Raw genomic sequence first — 14,238 nt, forward strand, 5'->3', positions numbered from 1 at the left:
ATAATAAATAATTACTAAAAAATACATGTATCGCACCCCTAAATTCAGGCACAAAAGTAACACTTAAAGTCGATTTTAGAAATGTTGCATATATGTTAACACGTAATTTATATTAGTTCTAAATAATAAATTCACTCCCCAATCAGTTATTTAATTTTACTTTTACATCAAACCATTTTATAATGAGAATATTAAAAATAAAAGATTGTTTTTTTATAGGACTTTTCCTCTTTGGGATGCAACAATTTGCAGTAGGACAAACAGGAAAAGTAAGCATACAACAGGATGCTAATATCCCTAATTTACTGGAAATGAAATCGGAAATGACCAAAGACGGAAAATTTGGTGAACGATACAACATTCAGCTGTATTATGGTGACAACAATTCAGCAAGCAACGTGATAAAGAAATTCAGATCACTTTATTCTGAATGGCCATCACAAATTATTTATGAAACACCTAACTATAAAGTTTGGATCGGGAATTTTAGAAACCGACTGGAAGCAGATCGTGCACTTATGAAGGTGAAAGGAGATTTTCCTTCCGCATTTATTCCAAAACCTCAGAGAGGTTAATTGTTTTTTGTTTCGCAAAACTCAAGTCTCATAGAAATATGGGGCTTTTTTTATTGAAGAGATTCTTCCCTTCGTTCAGAATGACACTTACATGTTATTAAAATTAGTTTAAAATCCTTCGGCAGTCAGGATGACATTTTAAAGGTCTTGTCAGGCTGATCCTCTCGAAGACTCTTAAAAAATAACAAGTTCTTTTCGCAAATACTGGAATTAGGATAGCCATGAATTAAGATCATGTAATGAATTTAGGATGACGTTTTACACATTAGCCTCATTTGCTATTCCGACGAAAGGAGGAATCTTGATTCTTTTTATCACCAAAAATATTCTTCACTACACTAGGCTACGTTCAAAAATGACACTTTCATGTTATTAAAATTAGTTTAAATCCTTCGGCAGTCAGGATGACATTTTGAAGGTTTTGTCAGGCTGATCCTGTCGATGCCTCTTAAATCACAAGGAGCCCCTTTGAGAATTTCTTATGTTTGTTTTGAAAGAGTGAGATTAAGATCCTGAAATGAATTTAAAATGAAACTTTCATATTTTGCGTTGCTTAAAATCCTTCGACAGGCTCAGGGAGTCATAGATTAAACTACAAGAACAAAACAGAAATGTAGAAACAAAAAAAAGGCTGTCTGGATAAAATCCGAACAGCCTTTTTATATTAATAAGAAATTACTTTTACTTCTTCATTTTCTTCTTCACAGCAATCTCTCTATATCCTTCTATTATATCGCCTTCTTTAATATCATTATAGTTTTTAATTTGCATACCACAATCATATCCTTTAGCAACTTCTTTCACATCATCTTTAAATCTACGTAAAGCAATTAGATCACCTGTGTGAACTACAACTCCATCACGAATCAATCTAACACCTTCATTTCGGTAGATCTTACCAGCTGTAACCATACATCCTGCAATCGTTCCAATTTTAGATATCTTGAATAACTCTCTAATTTCTGCAGTACCTGTGATCTCTTCTTTCATCTCTGGAGATAACATTCCCTCCATCGCATCTCTAAGATCATTGATCGCATCGTAGATAATAGAATATGTTCTGATATCAATTTCTTCCTTATCTGCTATTTGTCTTGCATTTCCTGCAGGACGAACATTAAATCCGATGATAACCGCATCTGAAGCCGAAGCTAATAACACATCACTCTCTGTAATTGGACCAACTCCTTTATGTATAATATTAACCTGAATCTCTTCAGTAGATAATTTCTGGAAACTATCTGTTAATGCTTCTACAGAACCATCCACATCACCTTTCAAGATAATATTGATCTCTTTAAATTCACCTAAAGCAATACGTCTTCCAATTTCATCTAACGTAATATGACGTTGAGTACGAACGGACTGCTCTCTTTGTAGCTGAGTACGTTTTGCAGCGATATCTTTAGCTTCACGCTCATCGAGCATTACTCTAAACTTATCACCCGCTTGTGGAGCTCCATCTAATCCTAAGATTGAAACTGGAGTAGAAGGTGTAGCAATTTCTACATCTTTACCACGCTCATCCTGCATTGCCTTGATCTTACCACTATGGCGACCAGCCAATACATAATCTCCTACTTTTAAAGAACCATCTTGAACCAAGATAGTAGACACATATCCTCTTCCTTTATCTAAGAAAGCCTCTACAACTGTACCTCTAGCAGGTTTGTCTGGATTCGCAGTTAATTCTAAGATCTCTGCTTCCAACAATACCTTTTCAAGTAATTCTTTAACACCATCTCCTGTTTTAGCAGAAATATCGTGAGATTGAATTTTTCCTCCCCAGTCTTCTACAAGAAGATTCATTTGAGCTAATTGCTCTTTTATCTTTTCTGGATTCGCCGCTGGCAAATCAGATTTATTTATTGCAAAAACAATAGGAACTCCCGCTGCCTGAGCATGAGAAATCGCTTCTTTTGTTTGAGGCATCACATCATCATCTGCTGCAATTACAATAATTGCAATATCTGTAACTTGTGCACCCCTAGCACGCATCGCGGTAAAGGCCTCGTGACCTGGAGTATCCAAAAATGCCATTTTTTGACCTCCACTTAATTCTACTCCGTATGCACCAATATGTTGTGTAATTCCACCGCTTTCACCGGCAATTACATTTTCTTCACGTATATAATCCAATAAAGATGTCTTACCGTGATCTACGTGCCCCATCACCGTAACAATTGGTGCTCTAGGTTTAAGATCTTCCGGATTATCTTTTTCTTCTTCTGCTGCTTCTTCAATATCTGCGGAAACAAACTCCACTTCATAATCAAATTCACTCGCAACAATAGACAAGGTCTCAGCATCCAATCGCTGATTCATCGTTACCATCATTCCAAGAGACATACATGCTGAGATAATTTTTGTTACTGGCACATCCATCATCGTAGCAACTTCACTTACAGTAACAAATTCAGTTACCTTTAGGATCTTGTTATCTAATTCTTGTTGTGCAGCATCATCTTCTGTACGTTGACGGTGTTGATCACGCTTACCTCTTCTATATTTAGCTCCTTTTCCTTTGCTAGATTTCCCCTGAAGCTTCTCTAAGGTTTCCCTTACTTGTTTTTGTACTTCTTCTTCGCTAGGTTCTTCCTTAACAATAGCAGGCCTTGCTGGTCTTTTACCTCCAGGCCCTCCTCCAGCACGCGACTTGCTGAATGTTCCAGCAGGTGCTGCCGTTCCGGGCTTAACATCTTTACTTATTCTACGACGACGTTTTTTATTCTTGTCATCTGTAGCTTTTTTATCATCCTTCTTTTTAACTGGTTTCTTGAACTTAGAAAGATCAATTTTTTGTCCAGTAAAGTTGGGACCATTTAATTTGGTGTAATTCGTCTTAAGAGTAGCAGATTCAGGATCCTTCTCAGCTCCCTCTTCTCCTTCAACTTTAGCAGCCGCAGGTTCTCCACCAATCTTACCAGAGGCAACTTTCTCTTCGGTCTTTTCGGTTTCAACTTTTGGAGCTTCTGTCTTTGGAGTTTCTACTTTAGGTGCTTCCTTAGATTCTTTTACTACTTCCTTTTCCTCAGATTTAGCTTCAGTTTTAGGAGTTTCTACAACAGGTTTTTCAGTTTCAACAGCTTTAGGCTTTTCAGCTTCCTCTTTTACAGGAGCTTCTTGAGCTTTTTCTGCCTTTGGAGCTTCAACCTCGGGAACTTTAGCCTCAGTTTTTTCAACTTCAGGCTTTTTCTCTTCAGCTTTCTTATCTGTTCCAGGTTTTTTATCCAAGTCGATCTTACCAACTTGCTTAGGTCCTTCTAATTTAGCTCTAGCACTTACAACTTCTTGCTTCTTAACTTCATCCTTCCTTTTGTCGTCAAGCTCTTTCTCACGAGCTAAACGCAATTCCTCCTTCTCCTTGCGCTTTTCTTCCCCAACTTCTTTGGACTGTACCTTTTTACTCTTATCTGTCTGAAATTGATCAGCTAAGACTTGATAGATACCCTCAGAAATTTTGGTGGTAGGACGTGCCTCTATTTCGTGTCCTTTGGAATTCAAAAATTCCACAGCACGATCTAGCGAAATATTGAATTCACGTAGTACCTTGTTTAATCGCATTGTTTTTGCTTCAGCCATAAATTGCCTCTAATTTAACCTCTTATTTTATTATTATCAATTTAAAAAAAATTGATATTTATTCAAATTCATTTCTTAACACCTGAATCACTTGGAGTACAGTCTCTTCTTCAAGATCTGTTCTTCTAACAAGATCATTCACATCTTGTTCCAAAATACTCTTTGCAGTATCTAAACCAATTTTCGCAAATTCCGCGATCACCCAGTCTTCAATCTCATCAGAGAATTCTGTAAGCTCTACATCTTCTTCGCCACCGTCTCTAAACACATCAATCTCATAGCCAGTAAGCTGACCCGCAAGCCTAATGTTGTGACCTCCACGACCAATAGCTTTAGAAACTTCCTCTGGTTTAAGTATAACTTCTGCACGTTTTGTCTCTTCATCTAATTTGATAGAAACAATTTTTGCAGGACTTAAAGCCCTAGTGATAAATAGTTGATCGTTACTGGTGTAATTAATAACGTCTATATTTTCATTGCCCAATTCACGCACAATACTGTGGATTCTTGAACCTTTCATCCCCACACATGCTCCAACAGGATCTATTCTGTCATCATAAGAATCTACCGCTACCTTAGCTTTTTCACCTGGAATACGGACCACTTTTTTAACTGTGATCAATCCATCAAAAACTTCAGGGATTTCCTGTTCAAATAATTTCTCAAGGAAAACAGGAGCAGTACGCGACATAATAATCTGCGGCTTACTACCTTTTAATTCAACACTTTCAATAATTCCTCTTACGTTTTCTCCTTTTCTGAAGAAATCTGAAGGGATTTGTCGATCTTTAGGAAGTATGATCTCGTTTCCTTCATCATCTAACAATATGATTGCTCTATGACGAATATGGTGAACTTCTGCAGTATAAATCTCTCCTTCAAGTTCCTTAAACTGCTTGTAAATATTTGTATTATCATGCTCATGAATCTTAGCAATCAAATTTTGACGTAACGCCAAAATAGATCTTCTTCCAAGATCCATTAGTTTAACTTCTTCAGAAACATCTTCACCAACTTCAAAATCTGGTTCAATTTTTCTTGCTTGCGCTAGTGATATTTCCTGATTTGGATCTTCAACTTCTCCATCTGCAACCACAATACGGTTTCTCCAAATCTCTAAATCCCCTTTATCAGGATTTACAATGATATCAAAGTTATCATCTTCACCATATTTTTTCTTTAAAGCACTTCTGAAAACATCTTCCAAAATTGCCATTAAAGTTACTCGATCTATCAGCTTATCGTCTTTAAATTCTGAAAAAGACTCTATTAAAGCGATATTTTCCATATCAAATTATTATTAAAATGTTATCACAACTTTAGCTTCCAAAACATCTTGAAATGCTATCGTAGCTTCTTTATCTACGGTCACTTTTCCTTTACCAACAGGCTTAGGCTCTCTTGCCTGCCATGTTATGGTAATTCCATCTTCTGAAACCTGCTGTAATTTCCCTTCAAATTTATTAGAATTTGTTTGGACAGCCAGTGTTCTTCCGATATTTTTTTTATACTGCCTAGGGAATTTTAAAGGTTCAGTAGCTCCTGCAGAAGCGACTTCTAATGAAAATTCTATTTCATCTTCGTCTAACTCTCCTTCAACTTTTCTACTTACCGCCACACAATCACTTACTGTAACCCCATTATCCCCATCAATTATCACAGTTATGTGATTTTGATCGTTGATATTTAAGGCTATTAAAAATAAGGAATTATTTTCGTGAAAGGCTTCTTCCAATAAATTTTCTACTCTCTCCTGCAACATAATGGTTATAAAAAGAGGGGACTTTTCGTCCCCTCGCTGTATTTATTTTCGTTTCAACGCTGCAAATATAATAAAAATAATTGAAGAATTGAAACAGCTTAGTAAATGAAATATAATTCGTAAATTTAATAAGACAATCATTCTTAAAGCTTTACCATGAAAAGAATCCTCGTTCCTACTGACTTTTCCGTACAAGCGGAAAACGCATTAAAAGTTGCTGTTGAATTTGCTAAGCGTTTCGATGGAGAAATATTCCTACTACATATGTTGGAATTACCTTTACAACTTGTAAATCCCGTAAGCGGAAGTAGCACCCAAGACTTGCCTGAAGCATTGTTTTTCATGAAGTTAGCAAGACAAAAATTCAAAAAACTAATAGACTCCCCATTTTTAGAAGGAATAATAGTTCATGATATTGTAGAATTTCATCAAGCTTTTGATGGAATTATGGAAGTGAGCAAAGAACATAATTGTGATTTTATTGTCATGGGTTCTAATGGTTCCAGCGGATTTAAGGAAGTCTTTATTGGATCTAATACAGAAAAAGTTGTTCGAAATTCCACCATTCCGGTGTTGGTAATAAAAAACGAACACGAGAAATTCGACATTAATAACTTCGTTTTCGCTACAGATTGTGATCTGGAACATAAACATACTCTAAATAAAGCGATCCAATTTGCAAAAAAGATCAATGCCCATTTACATCTTGTCTATATAAACACCGCTAATAATTTTAAAACCTCGATAGAGGCTAATCAATGTTTAGAAGATTTTGTAAAAGGTGAAGATATAGAACATCATTCTCTTAATGTTTATAATGACGTTACGGTTGAAAAAGGCGTGCTTAATTTCGCAAAAAGCATCAATGCAGGCTTAGTGGGCATTAGCACTCATGGCAGAAAAGGATTAGCTCATTTCTTTAATGGAAGCATCAGTGAAGATCTAGTAAACCACGCAAACAGACCAGTGATCACTTTTAAGATCTAAAGAAAACTTTTTAGAGCTCCATTTCGAATACACAACCAAAGGAAATTCCAGAATGACTTTGTTTTGTCTCTGATTGCAGAAATGTTCTGTTGGTCTATTTTCTTATTTGCAGTTTCATTTTTCAAAATTAGGTTGGCGATACCAGATAAAAATTTATTTTTCCTAACACCATCTTTTCTGAGCACTTCCACTTTAAAATCATGATATTGCAAACGGGTATCCCCTAGTGCATTGTCATCATTCCCGTAGAAATTAAAGAACATAGAAGATATCTTTCCTTCTACTACTATATTTAATGCCGGTTTTAAAAATGAATTCATAGCATCTGCAGATATTCCGGCAAGACTTCCAGAAAAGTTGAATTTATCTTTAGGGTCTCTAATATCAAATTCCATATTAAATTTCAAATTAGATTCCCCCATGAACTTAGTCTTCGCTTTAATAGTGGTTAGAGGAAAACCTTCAGCTTCCATATTTATATTAGAAACATTGGCAATAGATACATTTAAATGGGAGAACATCACTTTTCCCGGCGGTTTTCCTGCCACAGATTTTTCTTCATAAATTAAACTGGAATTGGAAATCTGGATAGAATCAAACTTCAATTTAGTATCAAGCTCTCTTAATTTTCTACTATATAGAGGTTTTATAGAAGTGTCATCTGGAAGAAGTTTATTTCTATAAACAAAAAATTCAGCATTCTCAAAAGAAGTTGTCGCACTTTCTAGCTGAAGTTTATCTCCATTAAAGCCCCAAGAGAAACCTTTCATATTAAGAATAGGAACCTTCAATTCAAATCTATCTTTTTCTATATTTTGTCTTTGATCAAATTCTGCCTTGCTAAATATCGGGAGTATCCTGAGATCAGACATCTGCAAAGTTCCTTTATCGAGCTGAAAATTTTTAACGTGAAGCTCATGTTCTGGATCTAAAGAATAAAATAGAGAGTCGCTTTCTATTGAAACTTCCCTAAATCTGAAAGGGATCTTATTTCTAAGACTTTTTTTAGTAATATGAAGATCATAAATATCCATACTTTTAAGAGAAACATATAAGTCTTCTTTTACAGTATCATTTTTAGATATTTTTAGTTGACCATCTTGAATCACCAAGTGCCTGATTTTTATATCCTCTTTAAAATCTTTTTTTGATGTATCCTTATCTCGGTCCTCAAGAGTGTCAGATGGAGTGATTAGAATCTCAGGCTTTTTAAAAATAATCCTATCAAAGACAATTTTTTTATTGGAGAAATATTCTTTGTAGTCTAGATTTATAACACTTAATTCTTCAGACTTAATTATTGCACCACCAAGTTTTAAGCTTGGACGGGAAACCACAGAACTACCGCTAATTATATCTACACTTATGTCCTCATATTCTACATTAGAATTAAGTAACTCCTGCTCTATTCCCGCCTTAATTTTTTGTTTCGCTATTTTATTAGCAAAGAATACAAGACCTAATAAAATAAATAGACCTATAAAAACATAAAGTATAATCTTGTATTTCTTCTCCACGGTATCTGTACTTATCAAGCCAATTTACAAAGCTGAGGAGTTTTCTTGATTTGTGTTATACATATTTTAACTTATTTCCTTTAAGACACTGAAAACCTATACGTTAAATTTAAGTCAAAATGTAATTATTCAATTTAAATAACGACTCAAGGTATTATATTTGAATAATTAAATTTAGAATTTATAAAAACTATTACTCCTTTTAAAAATGATATTTAAACTAGCATTAAAGATTGTGTTTCTGGCCACTGAAGTATTTCTTGGCTTTTACAGTTTGGTTATGACAGACAGCTTGGGCATGAAATTTTTATTTTTCGCTTTTACAGCTTTTATCGTGGCATTTGCTATTACGAAATTTACAAATAAAATTTTACCTTCAGATATAGACTCGTTTCCTAATGACGACCTTATTGCTGAAGAATATATCAAAAAATAGAATTAAGCGTTAATAAAATTGTAGTCGAAGTTGTTGTAAAGATTGAAAGTGATAATGGCTATAATTTGAAAAATCCGATGAAATTGATTTCATCGGATTTTTTTTACAAGTACTTATGAAGATTATTTGCATTTCTGACACTCACAATAAACATGAGGATTTAATACTTCCTGATGGCGATTGTATAGTTCATGCAGGAGATTTTACAGAAGCGGGTACGAAAAAAGAAACCACTAATTTTCTTGAATGGTATTCTTCAACTCCTTATAAACATAAAATATTGATTGCCGGAAATCATGATTTCTATTTGCAAAAGAAATCTTCTAAGTTAGAACAGTTCATTCCATCCAACATTCATTATTTAGAAGATACTGGCGTGAGCATTGAAGATATCAACTTTTGGGGCTCCCCTTACACTCCGGGAGATAATAGCTGGGCTTTTACAAAAGATCGTGGTAGACCTATTTCTCAACATTGGAGCAAAATCCCTGCAACCACAAATATCTTAATTACCCACACCCCTCCTTTTGGCACCTTAGATGAGGTAGATAATAAATCTATGATTGGATGTAAAAATCTAAAAATGCGATTAAGTAAATTAAATATCAGTCATCATATATTTGGTCACGTGCATAATGACTATGGAAAAGTGAAAAGGGAAAAAACAACATACGTCAATTCTTCCTCTGTAGATCAATCCCATAGAATAATAAACCACCCCATTTCATTCATTTATCGATAAAGTCCTTATATAGCCGCCTAAGAGCTCAGATAGTTAATTATTTGCTAATCAAGTAGATGTTAGGGTTTTATTAACATTATGAAGTGTAACTTTGCCTCTCAACCCTACGTAATTAATAATATTTATGAACCTGAATATGGCAAACTTTACATTAAACGTAATCCTTGAAGATGTTAAAAATTTAATCTCTTATAGTATTACGAATCAAGACGTAGACAACTCTAAGTTTGAAAGCTTACACAAAGCAATTATTAAAAGATATTTTGACGCAAAGAAAGTTAAAATTAATTATGCAGATCAGACCGTAGATCTTCAATTACCTGTAGCAAAAGCAAAGTATACTCCTATCACTTTTGAATGCTTAGACCTTGGAAGCTTTATTCAATCTTGTGTTAAAACAGATGAAAACAGCTTATATTTCTATCAGAATTTACTTACCCATTATAATATTGTAAGTGCAGCTTAGGAAACAAAAATTAATTATATACTAAAAAATCCCCAACTGAGAAGTTGGGGATTTTTTTATTCTAGATTATTAAATTCTATTTGGCCTCATCTTGTGGCTAGATTAAGTTCTACTATTTTAAGTATTTTAGATCAAACTTCCTTTCCAGAAACTTTATATCTTAAAGTTGTTCTTTTTTCAATTAAGACTCTTTGACAATTTTTGAGATCAATTCGGTTAAAACATTACACCCGATTTCATCAATAACCAAAGCAAAACAACACTTATTACACTTCCGCAGATAAGAAGAACTCGGATTTTACTTAACAATTTGGATTTTTCTTCTAAATCTGTATCAACAGGTTCACTTTTATTTAATTTTATCCTTTTATTATAATATAAAAAACTTTCCTGCTGAATCACTTCCCTTCCTTCTTCAGAAATGGTATAAAGATCCTTCTGAATCTTTATAAAACCCGCCTGTAATAAATCCCTCAATACCTCTTCCTTCCAAGCTTCATATCGCAAATTTATCGCGATGCCTTTAGCATCACGAATTTCATAAAGAACATTATCCATTTTGTAATAAGAGGAAAGAATTGAAGATTTATAAGCTACTGCTGTCATCTGATAGAATGTTAGGGTTGATACATTTTTCAATAAAACTAAATTAACAAAATTTTAAGATTTAAAACAAGGGGTGATGTGTTAAAATTTATCCTTGAAAGGAAAATTGTCGCTGTGGTAAATTATTAAGGTTAATTACCCAATTCGAAGGGATTAAGAAAAGATATTAAGGCTAATTGAAGATTAAAAAATGAAAAACCTCACTTAAAGAAAGATTTTCAATAAATAGCGTTTTTAATAGGACACAAAAAAGTGAAGAAAAATCTTACATGTTTAAAATCGAATCTTTATTTATTAATAACCCCACCAGATTCGTCAGGAAAGGGTTACGTAATTAATATTAATCATCTTGCTGTTCCGACAACAATCGTGATTGTTTCAGCAGCTAGCAATATTTAAACTGGATTCTTGACAGAGTTGTTTGACCCTGAAACCTCCCGACGCTTCGGGAGGTGTTAAGCAAATTGTCACATCGAGCAGAGTCGAGATGCCAGAACATGTATAAAAGTAAAATGTCATTCTGTCCCGATAGCTATCGGGATGTCGTAGAATCTTTGAGATGCTATAAATAAGAATAGATCCTTCCTGCGTCAGGATGACAACAAGGAAACCTAATACTATCTGATTTTAATCCTGCCACGCATGCACGAATACTTCTATGAAGAAAGCTTGACGCGCTTGCCCCATTCTCCGACAAATAGGGATGTCGGAATGTGGATTATATTGTCTAGACTTGGACAGGCTCAGTCTGACAGTGAAAAATGTCAACTTCGAACTCCCGATGCTTCGGGGCGGTCTGACAATTCAAATCCTTTGTCATTTCGAACGGAACATAGTGGAGGAGAAATCTATATCACTTATAACACTCTCTACTCCATTGAGATCCCTCAATCGCTTCTTGCAGTTGCTCATATCGGGATGACATTTAAGTGATATATAAAACCAAAAAATCCCCGAAAGTTGCCCGTCGGGGATTACTATTATAAAAGTTTGAATTCAAAGAATTAAATTGTTTTTCCGAAAGAGCCTTTGAACGGCTGAGAAATCTCAATCTTCAAATATGAGTTCTTTTCCAATGAGATCCGACCTAGGATGGAAAGACCCTGAAATAAATTCAGGGTGACTTGAAAATCAGGATGAAGATTTTTAAAGCCCTCCCTTCATTTTGGGAAAGGTTGGGGTTGGGATGACGCTAAAACCTGCCTTTTAACTTCTCAAAGAAACTTTTCTTTTCAACTCCATAAGCATAGCCATACTTATTACCATATCCAAAATTGGCAAGTTTTACATCGTTCAAGACAAAACTAACATCATGTAATTTGCCATCTTTCTTAGCATCTATAGCAAATTCAATAAGTTTCTTTTCAGTATATCCAGCTCTCACTACATAAAGAGTAAGATCTGCGTATTTATTGATCAGGAATGTATCTGTAACCAACATTACCGGTGCCGTATCTACCACGATATAATCATATTCAGATTTTAGATCTTCAAACATGCTGTGTGCCTTAGGAGTTCTCCATAATTCAGAAGGGTTTGGAGGAATACTTCCAGATGCCAATAGATCTAAATTAGAATGCAGCTGGGATTGCTTTATTAAAGATGTTAGTGATAGTGAAGCATCTACTAAATAATCACTAATTCCTTTAAACTGTTTGGAATCCATTTCATACCGTTGCAATTGCGGATTTCTAAGATCTCCACCCATTATAAGTACTTTCTTACCAGAGTTTGCAAGAGTTAATGCCAAATTAAAGGCTGCAAAGGTCTTTCCCTCTCCCTTAACCGTAGAAGTAACGAATAACACATTAGCTCCCTCAGTATCTCCAGCATTAACTAAAAGATATTGTAAGTTGGTATGTAAGATCCTGAATGCTTCAGAGAGTACAGAACGATCATTTTTGGTGATTAGATCCTCCTCTTTTCTAGCAACTTTTGGGATCTCCCCAACTAAAGGGATTATTTTTATAGCCCGTTGCATATCCTTCTGACTTTCAATCTTATTATTGAACAGATTTTTTAAATAGATGAATAAAAACGGAATTAAAAGTCCTAATATTAATGCTGCCAATAAAATTATCTTTCTTTTTGGTGATACGGGTTCCCTCAAGCTATAGGCTCTATCTACAATTTTGGCTTTTGGAGCAGTAACGGCTAAAGAAAGACTTGTTTCTTCTCTCTTTTGAAGTAGAAATAAATATAAAGCTTCTTTAATATTTTGCTGACGCTCAATTCCTCTATATTGCTTCTCTTTCCCTGGAACAGAAGCGATCTTAGAGCCCATTGTAGCTGCTTGACTATCTAGGTCTGCTTTTGCAATTTGCAAATTAGAACGCATCCTTGACAGACTTTGTAAGACATTAGCTCTAATTTGGTCTATTTGAGAATTTAGATCTACAACCACAGGGTTTTTAAGGGTAGAACCCCTTAAGATCCTATTTCGTTCTAATACCAACGTGTTATATTCTGAAATAACAGCATTCACTCCAGATTCTGATATACCCAAATTAGAAGGCAAAAGATCTGAGTCTGAATCTTTAGAAAGGTAGTCTAGCATGGCATTACTCAACTCTAATTGCGTATTAATGTCTTGCCTCTTTTTATTAAAATCACTAGCATTCTCTATAAACAACTGAGATTCTGCCTGTATATCTGTTAACTGATTGGATTCTTTGAATTCTTCTTTTCCTGTTTCTACAGAATCCAACTCCCCAGTAATTATATCCAGCCTGTCCTCAATAAAACGAGCCGTATTGGTAGCTACTAAATTCTTGTCTTCAATAGCCTGGCGGTTATATTCCAGAATTAGCTGATCTAATATTTGTTGAGCTTTTACCTTGATAGGATCATCCAGATTTAATTCTATTAAACTCGAATTTTTGTCTGTTAGATTTAAGTGAATTTTCCCTCTATAACTATCGGCAACTGAAGCTACTGTAGTAAAACTTATTTGTAAAGGATCTTCAATTTTTCCTTTAAAATTTTCAGCTTTATTAATTACAATGGTTGCAAAATCCAGGCTAACTGGTTCCCCAAAATTCAGATTCAGTTCTTCTTCTGTTAACTCATTCTGTAAAGTTAAACCCGTTTCCGTTTCATTAATAATACTATAGTTCTGAGCCTCTAATAACTCCTCTTGATTTTCTTGAAGGATCTGAATTTCATAAGGTTTGTTTACATAAAGCTCGGTAGTATTTACATCTCCTTCTGCATAAAAACGAACATTCAGCTGCAATTTCTTAGCTACATCTGTAATGAGTTGCTTGGAACGCAAAATTCCCATTTCATTTTCAATGCTATTACCACCGCCCATACCACTTAGAATTCCCATGTCTTCAAAAGCAGATAATTCCGACATGATACCGCCTTTCTTTTCATCTTTAATAATGATAGTAGCTTTAGTTTGGTAAATGGGGGTAGAATACCTTAAATATAAAAACGCAAAAACGATACAGAGTATTAAACTAATTAAGAACCATGGCCAATATCTAAGATACTTTTCTAATTCTTCTCGCAGGTTAATCTCTTCTTCCTGTTGATTGTAAAGTGTAGGTTGTTGGGACAT

The 14,238-nt window shown here is 34.6% G+C and carries 11 protein-coding genes; 5 read left to right on the forward strand and 6 right to left on the reverse strand.

Translation table 11 applies throughout. The features are described from left to right. Window positions 1-182 precede the first annotated feature (182 nt). Entirely contained in the window at window positions 183-575 is a 393-nt protein-coding gene (locus I130_RS03365) for an SPOR domain-containing protein (RefSeq protein WP_034919436.1), read from the forward strand. A 681-nt stretch (window positions 576-1,256) separates the two neighbouring features. Here I130_RS03365 and infB read toward each other — a convergent pair. Genes infB through rimP form a run of 3 tightly spaced genes read right to left on the reverse strand, consistent with a single transcriptional unit; the run spans window position 1,257 to window position 5,919 of the window. Continuing rightward, window positions 1,257-4,157 (reverse strand): translation initiation factor IF-2, encoded by a 2,901-nt coding sequence (gene infB, locus I130_RS03370; RefSeq protein ID WP_034919439.1) that lies wholly within the window; start codon window positions 4,155-4,157, stop codon window positions 1,257-1,259. A gap of 58 nt (window positions 4,158-4,215) precedes the next feature. Further along, window positions 4,216-5,445 (reverse strand): transcription termination factor NusA, encoded by a 1,230-nt coding sequence (gene nusA / locus I130_RS03375; protein ID WP_034919443.1) that lies wholly within the window; start codon window positions 5,443-5,445, stop codon window positions 4,216-4,218. A gap of 12 nt (window positions 5,446-5,457) precedes the next feature. Next, complete coding sequence (gene rimP / locus I130_RS03380; protein ID WP_034919446.1) at window positions 5,458-5,919, reverse strand: ribosome assembly cofactor RimP; 462 nt, start codon at window positions 5,917-5,919, stop codon at window positions 5,458-5,460. 156 nt (window positions 5,920-6,075) lie between these two features. Here rimP and I130_RS03385 point away from each other — a divergent pair, with 156 nt between their 5' ends. Beyond that, window positions 6,076-6,906, forward strand: a complete 831-nt coding sequence (locus tag I130_RS03385; protein WP_034919449.1) for a universal stress protein — start codon at window positions 6,076-6,078, stop codon at window positions 6,904-6,906. Here I130_RS03385 and I130_RS03390 read toward each other — a convergent pair. Then, window positions 6,903-8,441, reverse strand: coding sequence for a hypothetical protein (locus I130_RS03390; RefSeq protein WP_034919452.1), 1,539 nt, complete (start codon window positions 8,439-8,441; stop codon window positions 6,903-6,905). The genes I130_RS03385 and I130_RS03390 overlap by 4 nt on opposite strands. A 190-nt stretch (window positions 8,442-8,631) precedes the next feature. Between I130_RS03390 and I130_RS03395 the strand changes: the two genes are divergently transcribed. The 3 genes from I130_RS03395 to I130_RS03405 all read left to right on the forward strand — a co-directional run bounded on the left by I130_RS03395 (window position 8,632) and on the right by I130_RS03405 (window position 10,067). Beyond that, window positions 8,632-8,859 (forward strand): hypothetical protein, encoded by a 228-nt coding sequence (locus I130_RS03395; RefSeq protein WP_034919455.1) that lies wholly within the window; start codon window positions 8,632-8,634, stop codon window positions 8,857-8,859. A gap of 115 nt (window positions 8,860-8,974) precedes the next feature. Continuing rightward, complete coding sequence (locus tag I130_RS03400) at window positions 8,975-9,601, forward strand: metallophosphoesterase (RefSeq protein WP_034919458.1); 627 nt, start codon at window positions 8,975-8,977, stop codon at window positions 9,599-9,601. Between the two features lie 136 nt (window positions 9,602-9,737). Beyond that, window positions 9,738-10,067 carry a hypothetical protein gene (locus I130_RS03405; RefSeq protein WP_034920454.1) on the forward strand — a complete coding sequence of 110 codons (330 nt, stop codon included), beginning with the start codon at window positions 9,738-9,740 and terminating at the stop codon, window positions 10,065-10,067. Window positions 10,068-10,283: 216 nt separating this feature from the next. On the opposite strand, the gene I130_RS03410 is transcribed toward I130_RS03405, so the two are convergent. Next, on the reverse strand, window positions 10,284-10,673 hold the full coding sequence (locus I130_RS03410) for a hypothetical protein (RefSeq protein ID WP_034919462.1): 390 nt from the start codon (window positions 10,671-10,673) through the stop codon (window positions 10,284-10,286). A 1,192-nt stretch (window positions 10,674-11,865) separates the two neighbouring features. Continuing rightward, complete coding sequence (locus I130_RS03420) at window positions 11,866-14,238, reverse strand: GumC family protein (protein WP_034919468.1); 2,373 nt, start codon at window positions 14,236-14,238, stop codon at window positions 11,866-11,868.

The sequence above is a fragment of the Gillisia sp. CAL575 genome, from assembly GCF_000403785.1.
In the GTDB taxonomy this organism is placed as follows: Bacteria; Bacteroidota; Bacteroidia; order Flavobacteriales; family Flavobacteriaceae; genus Gillisia.